Here is an 18,144-nt window from a genome sequence, read left to right as displayed (position 1 = left end):
CTTTACATTAAACCAAGTTGTTTCATTTTATATTGGAGGGATCCCCTCGAAATACCTAAGGCCTTTGCCATCCGGATTTGGTTGCCAGAAAAGATCCGCATAGCCAGAAGAATCTTCTGCCTTTCTAAAGCCTCTGTTCCACGCCGCAAGTCTAAATCTTCCGCATCGGGAATCTCTAAATCCATCTTGAATTTTCCAGGTTCCAAATCTGCAGGCTCCACTCGGCTTGTCCTGCAGGTCAAAATCCCTGTGAGAATTGCATTTCGTAAGTCCGTAAAATTTTCCGAATAAGATCTAGATACCAATTCCTGCAAACTATTTGCCCCTAATTGCAAACCCAACCGGTTCTGAGAATCGCACAATTCTTCAAATATGGCCTGAACCAAAGTTTGCAATTTTGCTTTGGGAAGGAACCTGAGGGATGGTAGTACCAACGAATTTTTTCGTAAAAATCTTTCAAATTCAGGCAATAATTCTTGGTCCATTTCCTCTGGCCCTAGCAAAAATAGAGACCCGGAATATCCAGATTTGGACCACCAATCTGATAGGATTTGTTGCTGGCCTAAATTGAGTGTTTGGATCCCGACAAGAACCAAACTTCCGGACCTTGACTCCTCACCCCAAAGAGAGAGAGCCTTCTCCAGCTTTCCAAAATGATCAGGCAAGGATTCTACCACGAGAATGGGTGCACCCGGCAGTTGAGTCTGGTGGATCCATTTTGCCAATGTCTTCTTTCCAGAACCGGAGGGACCGAGGATGGTAAGGATTTTTTGCTTTGTAAATTCCACAGTAGCTAGTTCTAAATTAGGAATTTCCGAACGGTATAAAGAATGGGAATTTTCTGAAGTTGCTACCTCTTTACCTTTTAGATGGACCTGAGTTTTCCCCCACTCATTCCCAATTTTTTCCGCAAGGAAGGTGAGGAAAATTCCCGCCGGAAGAGAAAGGGATTCCTCCATTTCAGCAAGAAGAAAGCCAATTTCTTTTTGTCCGGATCGGATCCGAATGGCCATCGCATTTGTTTTTTTGCCAAACAATTCAAACTCTGAACCAGAAAAAAAGACAGGCTCCTGAGAGTGCATCAGCTCTTCCCAATGCAAAGAACCTCTGTTTAAAAAGGAGTAATAAAAGCCATCCTCCCCATATCCGAAACTGGCTGATTCGTAAAAAGAATCTTCATCCTCAACTTTCAGGACAACCACACCAGCGGAGAAACCAAGCTCGGTACATAGCCCATCCCACAAAATAGGAAGGACAGAATCCATCCAGTCCTTGCCAGTTCTTTCGGAGGCAAGTAGGGAAATGGCTTGAGAAGGCATGCTATGAAACTGTTTAAATTTAATCACTTTGTCAAGTACGTACCTATTTGAATGTCGGATGTCCGACCAAAAGAAAGGAGATAGTTTTTGCTAATTTTCAGTATGTCGGATGTCCGACAATGAAGAGGGAAGAGACCAAAAAATCCTTTTTTTGCTCCATTCTAAAAATACAATTGATCCCAAATTTTCGGCAGGAAAGCATACCATTTGGGAAGGGAAAATAGAGATAGATGATCACCATCGCAGTTGCAAACCAAAAAGGCGGAGAAGGAAAAACGACTACTTCTTTGAATCTTGCCATGGGGTTGGCCCGTCGCAATCTTAAGACCCTACTCATTGATATGGACCCTCAGGCCAATTCCACTGGAATTTTTCTGAACCCAGAGACAGTTGAGAAAGACCTTGCTCACCTCTTTCAAAATTCTGCCAACCTTAAAGAAATCATCACACCGGCATATAACGAGTATTTGTGGGTAGCCCCGTCTAGCATGCGCTTGGCGGAAATGGAAACAGTATCTGTAAACTCCGTAGAAGCTCCCTATATTTTAAGAGACTCTCTTGCCGCTATTAAAGAATTTGATTTTGTCATCATTGACTGTCCCCCCTCACTTTCCATCTTCACGGTGAACAGTCTCGTGGCCGCAAACTTTGTCCTCATCCCCCTCCAAGCAGAGAAGTTCTCCATGGACGGAATTATGGGATTACAGCAGACGATTTCTTCGATCAAAAAAAGAATCAATCCAGAGTTGGAAATTCTCGGGGCCCTCATCACCCAACTCAAACCTCAGACCCTACTTACAAAAACGATCCTCCCAGTTTTGACCAAATACTTCAGAATCTTCGAACATACGATTTCAGATGGTGTCGCCATCGGAGAAAGCCATCTGGCGAAAAAATCTGTATTTGATTACAACAGGACCTCGCGCCAGTCTCAAGAGTATGAAGGTTTTATTGAGGAGGTTTTAAATGAGCTTAAAAAGTAAACGCCTCGGAACACTCGCCGACATCTACCAAGCGGAAAATTTGGATGGGACGATTCGAACCATTCGTATGGACAGAATCCTACCCTCCGAACACCAACCAAGACAAGAGAGAAAAAAAGGGATCGAGGAACTTGCGCAAACCCTAAAGGCGGATGGTCTCTTACAACCCATCATCGTCTCCAAGGGAGAACGGGAAGGCCATTATAAAATCATTGCTGGAGAAAGAAGATACCATGCAGCTAAGTCCCTCGGTTGGGCCGAAATCGAATGTAAGATCCTAAACCGCCCCGATAAAGAAATCTATAAATTAGCTGTCATAGAAAACTTGCAAAGGGAAAACCTATCCCCCTATGAGGAGGTGGACGCCCTACTCTTTCTCAAAAATTCCCACAACTACACCGACCAGGAGTTAGGTGACCTTTTTGGGAAAAGTCGCAGTTATATGACGGAAGTTCTCTCCATTACCTCGATGTCAAAAGAAGACCTCGACAAATGCAAAAAAAACGAAATCTACAATAAGAACCTTCTTGTCCAAGCCGCACAAGCCGCCAAAAAAGGGAGCCTCGACGATTTTTTAACCCTATTCCATAAAGGGGCACTGAAGACTGTCAGAGATGCCAAAGACTTCAACAAACAAGTCAAATCAGGCGAACCAAACACAGCAAAGAACTCACTTTTTTCTGGTTATAAAATTCGAAGAACGGGAACCGGAATTCAAATTTTGTCGGACGACGAAATTTTACTGGGAGACATCTACAAATTCATCCGCAAAGAGTTGGTAAAAAAATACGGGGACACGGCGTAACCCAAACAAGTACTAAGCAGTCAAGTACTTAGGAAAAAAATTTAGTGTACAGCTGAGGAAAAATGCTGTACGAACTTGACATCTGCCGGAATCCGACAATAATGTGACATAATAAAAGTGATTTGAGTTTGAGCAGGCGTTTCTTGTAGATCCAAGAGACGGGGGATCTGTAGTATCCCAACCCGAAATATAAAAAAATTCCCCTGGAACACCAGGGGGTCGGGGTTTCCCGAAGGAATGTTGTTGGATGAGACATAATTAACATTATGTCAGATAATGTCAACTCCTTCGTAAAATTTGCTTAAATTTGGTTTAATTTTTGCAGAAAAAGCGGAGGAGCTTTTGTGAGCGACCAGCGGCATGCCTATATCCGACTGATGACCGACATCATAGATTCTGGTGTTTGGGCTGGCCTATCCCATGCGGCCAAAACACTCTACCCGGTCCTATTGAAATTCAGTGATTACAATTTCAAACCTGTTTGGCCCAATACAGAAACATTAATGAGGCTTACTGGATTCAAAACAAAAAAATCCATTGTCTCAGCCAAAAAGGAACTCACTCGTGTCGGCCTACTCTACCAAGTTCCTGGCAATGGACGAACTTCGACCCGGTATCGCTTTTCCTTCCACTATGAGGGTTCCAGGATTACCCCTCTGGGGGATACAAACATAACCCTCAGGGATTTCGAAACGGACCTCTCTGGGGGTTCAAAACTGGTTAGTAAGGGGGGTGCTGACGGGACCCCAAACCATATTAATATAACTATATCCAATACAAACAATGTGCCTGCGGTGCCCGAGACGGGGGAATTAGGCAAGGGAAAGGAAGAGAAAAAAGCATTTGAAACTTTAGTCGAACTCTTTGGGCCTGAAATTGCATTAGAAGCTTATAAAAAGGCCGTCTCGTTACATATGGAATCGAACACCTCTTATGTCCAATCTCTCTGTCGAGAGCTTGTCTCCACCCAAAGACAAGAAATGATTAAAACTGAGCAGAAAGTTTCTGCGGAGGATAATTTTTCCCACCCGGCTTCGTGGGCAGGATTTTTATCTTGGGCAAGCAAAGAACTGACCCAGTCTTCCTGGCACCAACTAGGAAAGGTGCAGGTAGAAACCGATGGGAACGTGATTGTTATCACCTCTCCCATTCAGGGGCATTTACGACAAATTGTGAACATGTATTTTACAGAACGAGTGAAACCGGCAGTTCTCGTAATATTTTCAGAGAAAGAAGAAGGATCACGCCTCAGTGAAATTCGATAGACTGGATAGAAAAACGGTATTTTTTGGAAGGAATCAGAATCAAAAAGCGCAATGAAAGATCATTTAATCCGCACAAGCCACCCCAACTCTTTACCAATCAAATCAGTTTCCTCCTCTGGAACCTTCGAAGTCAAAAATGAAGAATTTTTATCCTTTTTTGAGGAAAAGGAGCAATCCTCACTTTCCTCCATCATCTTTCAATTTGATGATGTTGTTTATTTCAATGGAATTGAACTTTTGCCAGGGAAAGATGGTTTGGATTTTTTTCCCGATTCTTTTCGGTTTGAATTGTCTCACGACGGAAAGTATTGGGAGCCAATTTTACAAGAGTCCTCCTTTCGGAAGTCTTTTAAAACTTCAGCAAAATGGCTTTTTTCTCTTACTAGCGCCCGTTATGTGAAGTTTGTCTCGAAAATTTCTAGAAAAGCCAGTAACGGGAAAAATCGGATTAGTTTTGGTCAGTTGAAGATACTCATTACAGGGATCCAGTCCATCCAAGCAAGTTCCGAATTAGATCGGTTGTTTGTGAAAGAAAATCTTTTTGATACAAGGCCTGACTACGGATGGTCCTCAAAAAAGAAAGAAGAACCCGAAGAAGAATATTTGATTTTGGACATGGGTTCCGTGAACCGCATTGAAGAGATGCGAATGCTCACAAAAAATGATCCTATCACAAATTTCCCAGAACGGTTTGTCACTTATTATAGCGAAGACGATATTACTTGGCACCAACTACATGAAGAGAATTTCTTTTTATCCGAACCAGGTACCTGGTATAAATGGAGATTCTCTGCTGTAAATTTAAGGTATTTGAAATTGGTTTTCTTTCAGGAGAAACAACCAAACAAAAAAGACTACGTTACGGAAGTCATAGAACTCGAGTTATACTCTAGTCCAGATAAAAAAGATTACGGCGGCCCAACAAGAGAACCCCTCCCCTATGCATCGGTTCTTAGGTCAGGGATCATTCGCCTTGCCGTAGATGGAGAAGTCAAAGAAGGAGTTGTGGTTCAGGCGAATGACAGGCGCCTTCGGGATGCAACTACGGAATACCGTGGGATTGTGGAATTGGCATCAGATGGGGAAGAAAAACCGGGTGTTGCTGTTCAAGGGAATGATAAACGCCTAAAAATCGCCACCGAATTGGGTCATGGTCTTGTTCGATTGTCAAGAAGCGGAGAATCAAGACCCGGACTTGTGGTGCAATCAGATGATGAACGTCTGCGTAGTGCTTCTACTGATCATCCAGGGATCGTTGAGCTTGCGTTAGACGGCGAAACTCGTCCTGGTGTGGTTGTTCAAGCCAATGATTCTCGTCTCCGAGTAGCCACTAGGAAATCCATTGGTCTTGTGCAATTGGCAGATTCAGGAGAAGTTGCCGTTGATAAAGTGGTTACTGGAGATGATCCAAGACTCAGGGATGCTACCAATACGGCCAAAGGAATTGTGCAATTGGCATCAAATGGTGGAGAAGAACCAAACACTGTTGTCCAAGGGAATGATAAACGTCTTAAACACGCCAGTACAGAATTACATGGGATTGTGCAATTGGCTCACTCCGGTGAAACGAAACCCGGTGCTGTTGTGCAAGGAAACGATAAACGATTGGCAAAGGCTGGGTTTCAGGATGCCGGTATTGTTTTACTCGCAAATCATGGAGAAGCGGTTCCTGGTAAGGTGGTTCTTGCTGATGATCCTAGATTATCAGACAAAAGAGATCCGAAGCCACATACCCATCCTTATGCAGAAAAAGAACATGATTTTAATTCACATACAGGACTTTTGAAAATCACTGGAGAGGCGGAAGCTTCTTCTAAAGGATTTGTTCCTCCACAAGCAAACGATGCTGTGATCTATGGGAAAAATACAAAAGTGGGAACAGGTGTTGTGGGAGTATCCTCTGGCACTGGTGTTACTGGGTTTGGGGATTCTGTCGGAGTGTATGGAGTTTCCAAAGGAAAATCATCCAAACAATCAGCGGGAATTTTGGGTGCCGGGACTACGGCACCTGGTGGACGATTCCTTTCTCAATCAGATTTTGCACTCGTAGTAGATGGGAAAGGAATTCCAGAGATGGAACTTTCTGGTTCCGGAAAAGCCATTTATGCCAATGGAGAGTCTTTGTTTGAAGGGAATCTTCGTATTACAAAAGAAGGTGGTGAGGAGTGTATTGCTCGTTACTTCCGATTGGATGGAAAGGATGTTGTGACAGCGGGGGATTTACTTGTGGCAACCGAAGAGCCCGGAGTTCTTGGAAGGTCCAAACACCCCTACTCTACTAATGTCATCGGTGTTTGCGTCACGAATGCTCATGTGGTTTTCGGAAAACAAGAAAAGGCTGTAGAATATGTTCTAGTGGCCCTTCTTGGAATTACGAAGATGCATGTGGATGCCTCACAAGTGCCGATTTATCCGGGAGATCTTTTGGTTTCTGGATTAACGTCTGGTCATGCAGTGAAAGCAGATCCCACAAAATTAAAACCGGGAATGCTTGTGGCAAAAGCGATAGAAGCCTGCAAACGAGACAAAGGAAATATCCTTTGTCTATTAACTTTCTCCTAAAAACAAAGGTAACGGGGTGGGTTTTTTGATAAAACCTGCCTCGATGGCTCGTTTCAAAAGATATTCCACTGCTCCGTGCCCCTCTTCTCCTAAATTTTTTGTGAATTCGTTTACATACAAATTGATGTGAGATTTGATCACCGCATCTTCTTTGTTTTGCGAATTGGCCCGAATGTAATCCATCATTTCTTTTGGTTCCGCATAGGCGGCATTCAAACTTTGTCTCAGATTGGTTTGGAACTGGAGTGCCTCGTTTTTTGGTATGTCTCGGCGGATGGCAATGGCACCTAAAGGAATGGGATAACCTGTAGACTCCTCCCACCATTCTCCAAGATCGACTACCTTTTCCATTCCCCTTGCTTCATAAGTAAATCGTTCTTCGTGAATGATAACACCTAAACTGTCATCTTCACTTGTTACCTTGGGAATGATTTCATCATAACGTAGAGGGCTTGGGTTGTGTTTTCCATTGGTGTATAGAGACAAAAGAAGGTTTGCTGTGGTTAACATCCCTGGAATATAAAGTTTTTTATAATTGGCCAGATCCGTTTTGGAATTTTTCTTTCTAACTAATAGTGGGCCACAGCCTCTCCCAAGGGCAGAGCCTGTCTCGAGTAAAATGTATTTGTCGATGATTTGGAAGTAGGCAGCAAACGAAAGTTTTGTGACAGGAAATTTTCCTTGGAAGGCGAATTCGTTTAAGTTTTCTACATCATATAATTCTTCTTTGACCGGGTAACTTGCGTTACGAATTAAGTGGTAGAAGAGGAAGGTATCATTGGGGCATGGGGAATAGGCAAGAGATATCATAGGTTAAAGAAGAACTCCTTTGTGGGTGTGATCCATAGGATCCGAATGATTAAAAATACAAACAGGGTAATGGAAATACCAAGAAATAGGCGTAAAAAAGGTTTTTTTGACCCCCCTTCGAGTAATAAAGAGAAAGGCAAAATGAGGGTAAACATTCGGCTTAAGTTATCAAAAGACCTCCAATATCCCTGTTCTGCAATAAGGATTACAAACAAACTTCCGAGAATAGGGAAAAGTAGATCAATATTTTTGGAAAAGGATTCTTTTAGAGATTGGATGCTGACAAATGATAGGGCAACGAAAGAGATAAAAAAAAGAATTTTTGGGAATTCTTTGAGTTTAAATTGGAAAGATCCGTCATCTTGAAAACTTTTAAAAAATCCAAATAGAGGAAGGTCGGTCATATCACGGAATCCAAGGGGATTTGTTCCCAAGTGGTTTGGTGGCTGTATCCAGCCATAACCCACCAAACAGAAAAATGCGATTCCGGGAAGGGAGTAAAGAACCATTCCTTTCCAATTCTTGTCCAGGAGTGCTTTGAATACAATGGGTATAAGAAATAAAACTCCTAACTCCCGAGTCATTACCATGAGAAAGAAAAAGAAAACAGAAAGAAGGTCTTTTTTATTTTTAAAGAAGTAGAAGGCGATAATTCCAAAACTGACAAAGAGAGAATCGGCAACGAGAAGAAGGTTTGCGTTTAGTGAAAAAGGAGAGAATAAATAAAAGATAACGAACCATTTGTTTGGGTCTGGAAGTAAAGAATACAAACAAAAAACGGATACGGAAAATACCAGAAATAGAAATAGGAGGGTGACTAAGGGGTAATGAGAGAAACCCACTAGGTTTGAGATGGCGCCAACAAATAGAGAAAGTCCCATTCTGTGAAAGCGGAAATGGTAGGAGTCAACGATCAGATCCCAGTCGCCACCAACAAACAGATCTTTTGCGAGAAAATAGAAGAATTGCCCATCGTATCCACCTGATTTGTAGATTACAAAGTTCGAATCGACAAGGTTTGGATTGATCTCATAAAATCCTTCCCAAATCCCAATGAGTGCAGAAAGGGAGTGTTCGTAGGGAGCAGTTTTGTTGTAGATGAGTCCCCCTACTCCTAAAAGGAAAAAAATCAATAAAAACCAAAGTTGGTGTCGTTTCACACTTCCATTTTGCAAAATTTAACAGATTCGAAAAGGAATTTCTCTGGAATTTTACGAAGATTCTGACAGTTTGTATCCAAAGTTGGGGCAAATGAAAGAAGTTCTCGTTACAATCCAAAGTGTGTATCAATATTTAGAAAAACTTGGCCCCAAAAAATCCTTTCAGATTTTGAAGAATCTTGGTTATGAAAAGTTACTTTCGTTAACTGGAAAGGTCCCTAAAGAAAGGCTTATTGTCCTTACGCAGAAGTTAAGTGAAGACACTGTGGTTGAACTGGTAAAACAAATTCCAGAAAAGATTCTTGTCGAAATGATTCGAGAGAATGATGACGATGATTTGGTTTATTTTATCCACTCTCTTCCTATGACGGATTTAGCCCTTGTTTCGCGGAGTATTCCTCCTCATGATGTGGGGTTACTTGCCAAAACATTAGGTAGAGAAACTAGTGTGGAAATCCTTAAAACTTTGGGAATCGAAAAGTCCATTGCTCTTCTGAAAGAAATTCCGATGAAAGACTTTCTTTGGTTGGTGGGTGAAATTCATGTGGGACCGATCATCCAACTTGTTAGCGAACTCTCTGTAGCGGATTGTAAAAAGTGGATCAAACAACGAGGATTAGCGGAACTTCCAATCCTCGTGAAATTTTTTGGAGTCACCAATGCCCTTGTGATTTTTAAAAAGCTGGGTATGAACCAAGCCTTAGAGATGATGCAATTGTTAGGAACTCGCGAGATGTTGGAATTGTCGCTTCTTTTGTCGGGGATGCATTTAGAGGAAAAGAATATGCCAGCACTTGCTGTGCTAAAACCAAACGATTTATCTTCAAAAAACAAATCAAAACCAATACCTAAGAAAAAACAAATTCCAAAAAAGAAAAAAACTTCTAAACGCTAATATTAACTTTAGGGAAGTAAAGGCTGAATTTACTCCCCTCTCCCATTGTGCTTTCTACAAAAATTTCTCCGGACATTTTGTCCACAAGAGATTTGACAATGGATAGTCCAAGTCCAGTGCCTCCGATCTTTTTGTTATCAGAGGATGGGATTCGGAAGAAACGATCGAAGATTTGATTTTTGTAATTTGGATCAATGCCTATCCCTGTATCTTCTACGGTGATTTCAATTCTGCCGTTGGTTTCTCGGATGGATATTCCAATTTTCCCTTTGAATGTATACTTGAGAGCATTCACATAAAGGTTGGTAATGATTTGTGAAAATTCGAATTTGATTCCTCGCAAGAAAAAACCTTTCTTTAATGATAGATCCCATTCGATTGGTTTTCCTTTTGCCAGGTGAGAGTTCATGTGAATGACATCTTCGATCACTGGAACTGGATCGAAGATCTCTACCACTTCTGCTTCTTTATCTTTTTCTCTAGACGTGGTTAACTTTAATAAGTTTTCGATTAAAAAACTTAGGCGTTTGGCATTTTTGTCGATCACTTCTAACATATTTTTGTGTTCGGTGTTAAACGGCAGAGAATTATCGGATTTAAAAAATTCCAAATAACCTCTAATGTTTGTCATTGGACTTCTGAGTTCATGGCTTACGTTAGAGATGAATTCATGTTGCAAACGTTCTTGTTCTTTCCTCTCAGAGTTAGGTCGGAATTGCACTTGGTAACGTTTTTTTGGCGAAAGTAAAATGGAGGTAAAACTAATGTCTACTTCGAGTTTGGTCCCATCTTTTGCTAGAATTTCCACATCGGGAAGAGATAACATTGTATCCGAAGAGAGGTCAGAACCAAATCGAAGTTGGTTGGATACTTGATTTCCTAAAATGATATCTTCGATATTCATTTTGGTGATATCGCCCCGTGTATAACCAGTTAATAGACGAAACTGGTTGTTTGCTTCTAATATACTTCCTGTGTCGGCATCTACTAGGGCAATGGCTTCTCTGGAAAATTCAAACAAATACCTGTACTTTTCTTCTGAATATTGTAGGTCTACGGCAGATCTGTCGAGTTTGATCTCTAAAATAGAAATTAAATTTTCGAGTTCGGTGATCTCTTCTCTTTGGAGCTCTAACTTTGCGTTAAAAGAGTCTAACATTGAATTTACGAGAACCTTCACTCTATTGTCCAACTGCAATGTTTCGTCGGAGTTGAGTCTGGAGTTGTAATTTCCTTGGAGGATGTCCAATACTACTGAATTCACATCAACAATTAGATGTCGCACTGCATTTAGTTTTCTGTAGTTGATTTGAGAGGGTGCATGAAGTTTTGTTTCTGTCGGTTCTTGGAAACTACTGAGTTTACGCACATCAAATACTTTTTTAGGTTCTAGTGCCGATAGAATTTCATCAAAATCGAAAGCAGCTTTTACAGCATCTGGTTGTATGACTCTTCGTATTAGTCGGAAATACACATCTTTTAAGAGAGGGTAAAGTGCGGTAACATCACCCTTGTATGAGAAAATTCCTTTTTGGAGGAGAGGATGTGCATTCAGAAGATTTTTTGTCTCCCCTACTCTTAGGTGCGGGTAAAAATGAGAAAGTTGTAAGTCCTCCCATAAGTTCCCGTTACTCAGTTGGTTTGTGTTTTGTAAAAGATCGATAGCTTTTTTGACCGCAAGAAGAACGCCAGAGATTTCTCTTCCTGTTTTTAATACGGCATCTCCACTGAACGCTAGTAAGGTGGATGGGAAGAGGGACTTGGTTTCTAATATGGGTAGGTCTAGTGTATTGGCAAAGTCTTGAAAGTTCCGAAGAAAAGGGCTTGAAAAAGGGTCGGATACAAGACCAAGACAAGAGGGTTTAAGAAATTCTTTTTCCTCTAAAAAACCTGGCGTGTCAATGTAACGAACTTTGACCGGATTTTTGGGAGCATACTCTTCTAAGAATTTTTCTGCATACAGTCTTTCGACTGAGTATTGGTGTGGGACGGGTAGAATATAAGCTTTGTTTCTTGTGAGATCTTCTGGTTTGAATTGGAATCGCGAATAAAAGGAAAGGGGTGAGTGATAAAGGTAAATTCCTTTATAAATGCGTTTGAGTTTGGATTTTTTTAAGTAACTATCTTGTAAATAGGCAATGGTCGGAACTTCTCCCGCTTCTACTCGACCAGCGTCTAGTAATGGCATAATTGCCTTATGATGGGTATTGACGTGAAGTGTCACCTTCACGCCAAATTCTTCAAAGTAACCTTTTTTATAGGCAACTACAACCGGTAAAGAACTAAGGCGACTTGTTATACAAATCTGGATCACATGGCAACAATTCCAAAAATAGGAATCGTTGCCAAATCATTCTAGATGGATTTGCCCCTATGCAGAAAAAATCTCTTGGAGGAATTCTGTTGTTCTTTTGGTATAATCCGAAACTTCTTTTTCATCCATAACCTTTGCGGAAAGTAAGGAAAGGTCATAAATGATCCTTGCCAATTTTTTTCCTTTTTCTGGATTCACTCCTTCGAACGCTTGTAAGGCGGATTTTACCAATGGAGACTTTGAGTTCACCATGAGAGTATGTGATTTCAGAATGTTTTTCATGTCATCGCGATTTAACATCGAGTTCATTTCGGACATTCGTCTCATAAACTCGGGTAAAAGGATGACTCCTGGAACATCTAATGACTTCAAAGCTTCCACCTTGACTTCTACACCCTCTGACGGTAAGGAGGATTGAAATAGAGTTTGGATCCTGTCGGATTCAGTTTTGTTTTCTTCATTTACCAAATCCTTCGGAGCATCCTTGTCCACAATTTGGTCTGCAATCTCAGAATCTACTCTCTGGAATTTCCAATCTGGATTTTTCATCTCTAAGTGTTGGATGAGATGGGAGTCAATTTTCGAATCAACAAGAAGTGCTTCGAGTCCTTGTGACTTCAGTAGTTCCATATAAACAGAACCCATCTCTGTTTCATTTGCATAAAAGATTTTGTTTTGGTTTTTCTCTTTGTTCTTTTCCCAATATTCGGAAGTTGTAGAGTATCCACCTTCTGAATTTTTAAAGATTAGATGATCTTTCATTGCATCGTAAAATTTTTCGTCAGTAAGGACTCCGTATTTTACAAACAAAGATATATCGTTCCAATTTTCCTCATATTTGGTTCTATTCTTTTTGAAATCTTCGATGAGGCGATCGGCAACTTTTTTGATTATATGGTTTGAGATCTTTTTTACTAGGGGATCGTTTTGTAAATAAGACCTAGAAACATTCAAGGGAAGGTCAGGAATGTCGATGGTTCCTTTGAGAATGGTAAGAAATTGTGGGATAAGCTCACTTGCATTGTCGCTGACAAAAACATGGTTACAAAATAGTTTGATCCCATTTTTGGAGGCTTCTAGTTCATGAGTGAGTTTGGGGAAATACAAAATTCCTTGTAATCGGAATGGATAATCTACATTCAAATGGATATGAAAAAGAGATTCTCCAGAAAATGGGAACAGATAGGAATAAAAATCCTTGTAGTCCTCTTGAGAAACCTTTGCCGGCTCTTCTGACCACAATGGTTTTTCCCTGTTTGCTTTTTCGCCTTGCACATAAATCCCTACTGGTAAAAAATCGCAGTATTTTTTTACTAACTCTTTTAGTTTCCATTTGTCTAGATATTCGCCGGACTCACTATCTAAATAGAGAGAAATTTTAGTTCCTCTGGATTCTTTTGTAATTTGCGAGATTGTAAAGTCAGTTCCTGACTCACTTGACCACAAAACAGCTGCTTGGCCCTTTTTGTAAGACTTTGTTTCTATTGTGACTTTTTTAGAAACCATAAAAGAGGAATAAAATCCAAGTCCGAAATGGCCAATGATTTCGGCTTTGTTTTCTGCATTTTGGTATTGTTTTGCAAAGTCAGTTGCACCAGAAAATGCAATTTGGTTGATGTATTTTTTGACTTCTTCGGTAGTCATTCCCACGCCATTGTCTTCGATAGATAGGATCCTGTTCTCGACATCAAAGTTTAAGTCGATTTTGTATTCGTTTCCACCTTCAAATTCTTCCGATAAGGAAATCTTTTTTAACTTTGTGATGGCATCACTTGCATTGGACACCAATTCCCTTAGAAAAATATCTTTCTCTGAATATAACCATTTTTTAATGATGGGAAAGATGTTTTCGGTTTCTACACTGATTTTTCCTGTTTCTTCAGCTGACATACGTTATTCCTTAATTTTTAATTGTTTTTTTAATGATAAGACTTTGTTTCTTTCCGATTTGGATAGATTATGAAATGTTTTTTCTATAGTTTGAATGTCGAAATTTCCTAGTAGGTCTACGAGAAATTGTGAGTCTTCTTTTGAGATTTCTTTTTTTTCTAAATAGTCAGCAAGGAATACATTTCTTTTTTTCCCAAAGTTTTGAACCATATCTAGAAATTCCTCGGACTGTCTGTTATATGTATAACGTTTATATCCTAAAAAGGAAAGAACACCCAAAACGGCAAGAAAAACTAAAAGAAAAATGGAAGGGGGTTTTGGTAGGTTTGCTTTTGTTGGTGGATTTTCAGTCTCTCGTTTCTTTTCGGGAAGAATCGCGATTTCTGGAAATTGAATGGATAATGTTTTATACTGGTTTTCTTTCAAAGAGAAAAAACTGAACTGAAATGGTGTAAGTTGTAGTTTGCTTAATGATTCTATTTGGCAACCGTAAAGGAACTGGACCACCGAATAAAATCCGTATTCTCCCGACTCTAATTTCCGGAATGTTTTGGATTTGTTCTGTGAGATGAGTTGGATCTTTCGGTCTGACTGCGGGATAGGAGTGATCCCTTCATAACCACCCTCACCTTCAATCGTAATTTCAAAATAGGCAGTTTCCCCTCGGTGTATGTTTTTGGGAAAATTAGATAAGTTCAATTTGAAATTGCCGATGGCTCCCGTGAAATCCTTGGGTTTGTTTGGAGGAAGGTCAAGTACAGTTACTGTTGCAGGAGTTGTATCGACGGTCTCTTGTAGAGAATTGAAACGTAGGCTATCACCGGAAATAAATTTAGTTTTCCCGATTTGAAATTTCCCTGATTTAATAGCCGTTAAACCATAAATTTCTTTATCGTACACTAATGTTTTTTTTAAACGATTCTTTCTTAGAACTTCCGGTTCAATTTGTACGGATACTTGTCTCAGAGTCTCCGATAAAAAATAGGGGAAGGAGATGGATTGGTTCGGATCTCTTTCTAGGAAAGGTTGTCTGTATCCATTATAATAGAGTACATAATATCCGACAATGGGTTCTCCTTTATAAAAAACAGACTTATTTGTATGAAAAGATACTTCAGGAGATTCGTCGGAAGGTTCTTCATCGATTTCAATAGGGAATGGGTTAAAGAACTGATTTTGGGAGTGTTTACTTCTTTTGCTCACTTTAAATTGAATGGGAGGTGATGTATATTTTTTGTGATCATACTCTACGGAAATTTCGGGAAGTTTGAATGTTCCTTCTGATTCCGTATCGACATAAAAGTTTAATATTTGTGATTTGGAGACTTTAAAATTGATGATTTGTGTTTCTGTTCCACTCCCTGAAAATCGAATGCGAACTCCATTTTGTTTTATATTGGTTTGCATAGCCCGGAAGGATTTTTCGCCGTGGGCTCTCACTTCTAGTTTTGCATGTTCCCCAAGTGAAAACTCATTCGGGAAAAAATTAAATTCTACATCAGAAGAAAAAATTTTAGTGATTGGAATAAGATAGAAAAGCGAGAATAGAAGTACAAATTTACCAGAATTTTTCATTATCTAGAGAACCTCCTTTTTTATTTTTTAATATACTATCCTGTGAGAAAGGATCTAGAATCTTTTCCGCATCAGACTTTTCTTCCTTCTTGTTTTCTTTTTTGTTTTTCTGCGGGGTCTCTTGATTCGGTTCGCTCTCTTTTTGTTTTGGGCTTTGGTCCGCGTCTTTTTTTCTAGTTAGGTGCTCTATGTTTTTCTTTGCCGCAAGATTGTCGGGGTCAATTTCTAATGTCTTTGTGTAGGATTTTAAGGCGTTCTTTTTGTCACCTAATTTTGAATAGATATTTCCGAGGTTGAAATTGGCTTTTGCTTTTAAGTCGTTGTCAGCTTTGGGATGAGTTAGTATTTTTTCGGAAAGTCCTTTGGCATCCTTGTATTGTCCCAACTGGTAAGCAGATGCCGATTCATTGTAAATGAGCTTTGGATCGTCTTTAATATAATCTTTTGCTTTTTCAAATTCTTTCTGGCTTTCGTTGAAGTTTTTATTATTATACGATTTAACTCCACGTTCAATAGAATTTCCTCCTGGGTCGAGTTCCCAGGCTTCCAGTCTGCCCCAGCTCAGAGATAGTATTAGTAGTAGAGCCGTATAAATACCAGCTGGTATTTTTTGTAAGAATAAGTTAAGGATGCGTTCCGAAACTAAAAAGAAAAAAGCAACAATTAAAAATGGATGGGCACCATCTTCATTTTTGAAGTGTTCAATCATTTGGATTTTCTTTTTTTTGACAGTCTGAATTGTATCTAAAAGAGCATAAGCACCATCAGCCTGGAATGAGACATCATAGTAGGTTCCGTTGTTTTGGTTTGCTATGGATTTTAATCTTTCCATATTCATTTTGGAAGTAACTAAATTAGGTGTTGTTAGAGAATCTGAAATACCGGCATCCATAGTCACATATCCTCCCCTTCCTGTTCCTGGGTCGCGGTATTCAATTAAACCGCCTTCTGGTGTTCCAACTCCCCATACAATCACCTCTCCGTCGATAGGCGGTAGGTTTTGGTTTTCATGATCTTCTCCATCGGAGACTACAACGGTAATTTGGGAGGATATATTATTATTTTTCTTCCTAATTCGATTTACTCTTTCCAGTGCTAGTGCAAGATCCGTTCCCTTGGCACCAACCATTTCTACACCTAGCGCTTGTATATAGTCAGAGACAGCTGTGATATCGGAAGTTAATGGACAAAAGGAAAAGGACTGGCCCGCAAAGACAATAATGCCCACACGATTTCCTTTTAAGTTCGGAAGGATCCTTAAGGCTAAGTCTTGGAATCTTTTGAGCCTGCTTGGTCTGACATCAACGGCATTCATTGATAAACTCACATCGACAACGAATAAGATGTCTGCGGATTCGAATTCCTTGGCGGATTCCATCTCTGTGGATTTAATTTTAAATAGGGAATAAAATGCAAAAATGAGGGAGAGCAGGAAACAAAGAATTCTTGCGAGGTAAATTTTGGTGTTACCTGTATATATTCTGTTTTTTAAGTTCGGATGTTCTTCTCGAAATTTGTTCGCCTTTATGTTTATATATAATTTCCCTGAAAAGATAATGACCCAGGTTACAATCGAAATTATTGAAACAGTAGCGATAAAGTTTATACTCATCATAGTTTTTCCGTTAGCGGATAGATCATAAGTGTAGCTACAACTCCGAGTAATGCGAAAAAAACAAAAACTGCAGAAGGGAAGTGGGTTTCGAGAATTTCTATTGGTTTGGACGGAAGCTCTACAGTTTCTAATCCATTGATTTCATTTAGCACCTCTTGTAATACTTCTGGAGATTCTGCTCGAAAAAACCTTCCATTTGTGCTTTGTGAAATCGTCTCTAAGGATTCGTAATTGACCTCGTATTGGCCTTGTTCTTTCCCGATTCCAATACAATAGACTTTGATTCCAAAGGCTTTGGCTGCATACGAAGCAGTTTCTGGATCTAATTTTCCTGTATTGGATACACCATCGGTGAGGAGTATAATGACTTTTGATTTTGCAGTGGAATCTTTGAGGCGGTATGTGGACAACACGAGAGCATCGCCAACAGCGGTTCCTTGTTCGCTGATATCTTCGTCGGAGGTGTCTACGATTAGTTCATCTAACGCATATCTGTCGTTTGATAAAGGAGATTGGAGATATGCAGCTCCTGCAAATAATACAATCCCAATTCGATCATATAAACGTTTCTGAATGAATTCCCTGAGTAACTCTTTCGATACAGTAAGCCTATTCTTGGGTAAAAAATCATAAGAATTGACCATGGAGCCTGATATATCTAAAGCAATCATGATATCAATTCCATTTGTAATGTCAGGCGTTAGTTTGTACTTTTTCCCTGGCCCAGCGGCGGCAAGTATTAGAAATATACCCGCAATGTAAATTAATGCTTCGGATAGTTTTAAGAAGAAGATCCTAAGTTTTTGAAAGAAATTTGTCTTTGGCGATTGAAATCTGTCAGACTGAATGAGTAGGATAACGCCGAGTGGTTTTTTTCTCCATTGGTAGATTGCAAGTAACAAAAAAGGAAAAATCAGCAGTAGAAGATAAGGCCTTTGAAACTGGTCCATA

At 39.9% G+C, this 18,144-nt stretch carries 13 protein-coding genes; 5 read left to right on the top strand and 8 right to left on the bottom strand.

Features of this window, described 5'->3' with window-relative positions; translation table 11 throughout:
• Nucleotides 1-2: 2 nt before the first annotated feature.
• Nucleotides 3-1,319 (bottom strand): helix-turn-helix domain-containing protein, encoded by a 1,317-nt coding sequence (locus LEP1GSC195_RS17685; RefSeq protein ID WP_015682836.1) that lies wholly within the window; start codon nucleotides 1,317-1,319, stop codon nucleotides 3-5.
• Between the two features lie 230 nt (nucleotides 1,320-1,549).
• On the opposite strand from LEP1GSC195_RS17685, the gene LEP1GSC195_RS17680 reads away from it, so the two are divergent.
• From LEP1GSC195_RS17680 to LEP1GSC195_RS17665, 4 genes are all read left to right on the top strand, one after another.
• Nucleotides 1,550-2,302 (top strand): ParA family protein, encoded by a 753-nt coding sequence (locus LEP1GSC195_RS17680; protein WP_015682957.1) that lies wholly within the window; start codon nucleotides 1,550-1,552, stop codon nucleotides 2,300-2,302.
• Nucleotides 2,286-3,107 carry a ParB/RepB/Spo0J family partition protein gene (locus LEP1GSC195_RS17675; RefSeq protein ID WP_015682845.1) on the top strand — a complete coding sequence of 274 codons (822 nt, stop codon included), beginning with the start codon at nucleotides 2,286-2,288 and terminating at the stop codon, nucleotides 3,105-3,107. The genes LEP1GSC195_RS17680 and LEP1GSC195_RS17675 overlap by 17 nt, the downstream gene beginning before the upstream one ends.
• A gap of 377 nt (nucleotides 3,108-3,484) precedes the next feature.
• Complete coding sequence (locus LEP1GSC195_RS17670; RefSeq protein ID WP_015683025.1) at nucleotides 3,485-4,372, top strand: helix-turn-helix domain-containing protein; 888 nt, start codon at nucleotides 3,485-3,487, stop codon at nucleotides 4,370-4,372.
• A gap of 51 nt (nucleotides 4,373-4,423) precedes the next feature.
• Nucleotides 4,424-6,934 carry a discoidin domain-containing protein gene (locus LEP1GSC195_RS17665; protein ID WP_015682923.1) on the top strand — a complete coding sequence of 837 codons (2,511 nt, stop codon included), beginning with the start codon at nucleotides 4,424-4,426 and terminating at the stop codon, nucleotides 6,932-6,934.
• Here the strand turns inward: LEP1GSC195_RS17665 and LEP1GSC195_RS17660 are convergent.
• Together LEP1GSC195_RS17660 and LEP1GSC195_RS17655 are read right to left on the bottom strand one after the other, a co-directional pair.
• Entirely contained in the window at nucleotides 6,920-7,744 is an 825-nt protein-coding gene (locus tag LEP1GSC195_RS17660; RefSeq protein WP_015682979.1) for a 1,4-dihydroxy-6-naphthoate synthase, read from the bottom strand. The genes LEP1GSC195_RS17665 and LEP1GSC195_RS17660 overlap by 15 nt on opposite strands.
• Nucleotides 7,741-8,919, bottom strand: coding sequence for an AZOBR_p60025 family cell surface glycopolymer formation protein (locus LEP1GSC195_RS17655; RefSeq protein ID WP_015682821.1), 1,179 nt, complete (start codon nucleotides 8,917-8,919; stop codon nucleotides 7,741-7,743). Before LEP1GSC195_RS17655 ends, LEP1GSC195_RS17660 begins: the two co-directional genes overlap by 4 nt.
• Nucleotides 8,920-8,995: 76 nt before the next feature.
• On the opposite strand from LEP1GSC195_RS17655, the gene LEP1GSC195_RS17650 reads away from it, so the two are divergent.
• Nucleotides 8,996-9,799 carry a magnesium and cobalt transport protein CorA gene (locus LEP1GSC195_RS17650; protein WP_232227848.1) on the top strand — a complete coding sequence of 268 codons (804 nt, stop codon included), beginning with the start codon at nucleotides 8,996-8,998 and terminating at the stop codon, nucleotides 9,797-9,799.
• Here the strand turns inward: LEP1GSC195_RS17650 and LEP1GSC195_RS17645 are convergent.
• Genes LEP1GSC195_RS17645 through batA form a run of 5 tightly spaced genes read right to left on the bottom strand, consistent with a single transcriptional unit; the run spans nucleotide 9,789 to nucleotide 18,143 of the window.
• On the bottom strand, nucleotides 9,789-12,113 hold the full coding sequence (locus LEP1GSC195_RS17645; protein WP_015682941.1) for a sensor histidine kinase: 2,325 nt from the start codon (nucleotides 12,111-12,113) through the stop codon (nucleotides 9,789-9,791). The two genes, LEP1GSC195_RS17650 and LEP1GSC195_RS17645, sit on opposite strands and share 11 nt — an antisense overlap.
• A gap of 57 nt (nucleotides 12,114-12,170) precedes the next feature.
• Nucleotides 12,171-14,003: a molecular chaperone HtpG gene (gene htpG / locus LEP1GSC195_RS17640; protein WP_015682822.1), complete on the bottom strand. Its 1,833-nt coding sequence runs from the start codon at nucleotides 14,001-14,003 to the stop codon at nucleotides 12,171-12,173.
• Between the two features lie 3 nt (nucleotides 14,004-14,006).
• On the bottom strand, nucleotides 14,007-15,578 hold the full coding sequence (locus tag LEP1GSC195_RS17635) for a BatD family protein (protein WP_015682894.1): 1,572 nt from the start codon (nucleotides 15,576-15,578) through the stop codon (nucleotides 14,007-14,009).
• The gene (gene batB / locus LEP1GSC195_RS17630; protein WP_015682879.1) at nucleotides 15,562-17,193 is read right to left on the bottom strand and encodes a VWA domain-containing protein BatB; all 1,632 of its coding nucleotides are present in this window, start codon (nucleotides 17,191-17,193) and stop codon (nucleotides 15,562-15,564) included. The genes LEP1GSC195_RS17635 and batB overlap by 17 nt, the downstream gene beginning before the upstream one ends.
• Nucleotides 17,190-18,143 carry a VWA domain-containing protein BatA gene (batA, locus tag LEP1GSC195_RS17625; protein WP_015682960.1) on the bottom strand — a complete coding sequence of 318 codons (954 nt, stop codon included), beginning with the start codon at nucleotides 18,141-18,143 and terminating at the stop codon, nucleotides 17,190-17,192. Before batA ends, batB begins: the two co-directional genes overlap by 4 nt.
• Between the last annotated feature and the right edge of the window lies 1 nt (nucleotide 18,144).

This window comes from Leptospira wolbachii serovar Codice str. CDC (assembly GCF_000332515.2).
Lineage (GTDB): Bacteria > Spirochaetota > Leptospiria > Leptospirales > Leptospiraceae > Leptospira_A > Leptospira_A wolbachii.
Note: the sequence above shows the minus strand (reverse complement) of the source record. Positions and strands in the feature narration are given on the sequence as shown.

Coding starts and splice junctions, on each gene's coding strand:
- LEP1GSC195_RS17685 (WP_015682836.1), bottom strand. CDS start 1,319: ATGCCTTCTCAAGCCATTTCCCTACTTGCCTCCGAAAGAACTGGCAAG.
- LEP1GSC195_RS17680 (WP_015682957.1), top strand. CDS start 1,550: ATGATCACCATCGCAGTTGCAAACCAAAAAGGCGGAGAAGGAAAAACG.
- LEP1GSC195_RS17675 (WP_015682845.1), top strand. CDS start 2,286: ATGAGCTTAAAAAGTAAACGCCTCGGAACACTCGCCGACATCTACCAA.
- LEP1GSC195_RS17670 (WP_015683025.1), top strand. CDS start 3,485: ATGACCGACATCATAGATTCTGGTGTTTGGGCTGGCCTATCCCATGCG.
- LEP1GSC195_RS17665 (WP_015682923.1), top strand. CDS start 4,424: ATGAAAGATCATTTAATCCGCACAAGCCACCCCAACTCTTTACCAATC.
- LEP1GSC195_RS17660 (WP_015682979.1), bottom strand. CDS start 7,744: ATGATATCTCTTGCCTATTCCCCATGCCCCAATGATACCTTCCTCTTC.
- LEP1GSC195_RS17650 (WP_232227848.1), top strand. CDS start 8,996: ATGAAAGAAGTTCTCGTTACAATCCAAAGTGTGTATCAATATTTAGAA.
- htpG (WP_015682822.1), bottom strand. CDS start 14,003: ATGTCAGCTGAAGAAACAGGAAAAATCAGTGTAGAAACCGAAAACATC.
- LEP1GSC195_RS17635 (WP_015682894.1), bottom strand. CDS start 15,578: ATGAAAAATTCTGGTAAATTTGTACTTCTATTCTCGCTTTTCTATCTT.
- batB (WP_015682879.1), bottom strand. CDS start 17,193: ATGATGAGTATAAACTTTATCGCTACTGTTTCAATAATTTCGATTGTA.
- batA (WP_015682960.1), bottom strand. CDS start 18,143: ATGGACCAGTTTCAAAGGCCTTATCTTCTACTGCTGATTTTTCCTTTT.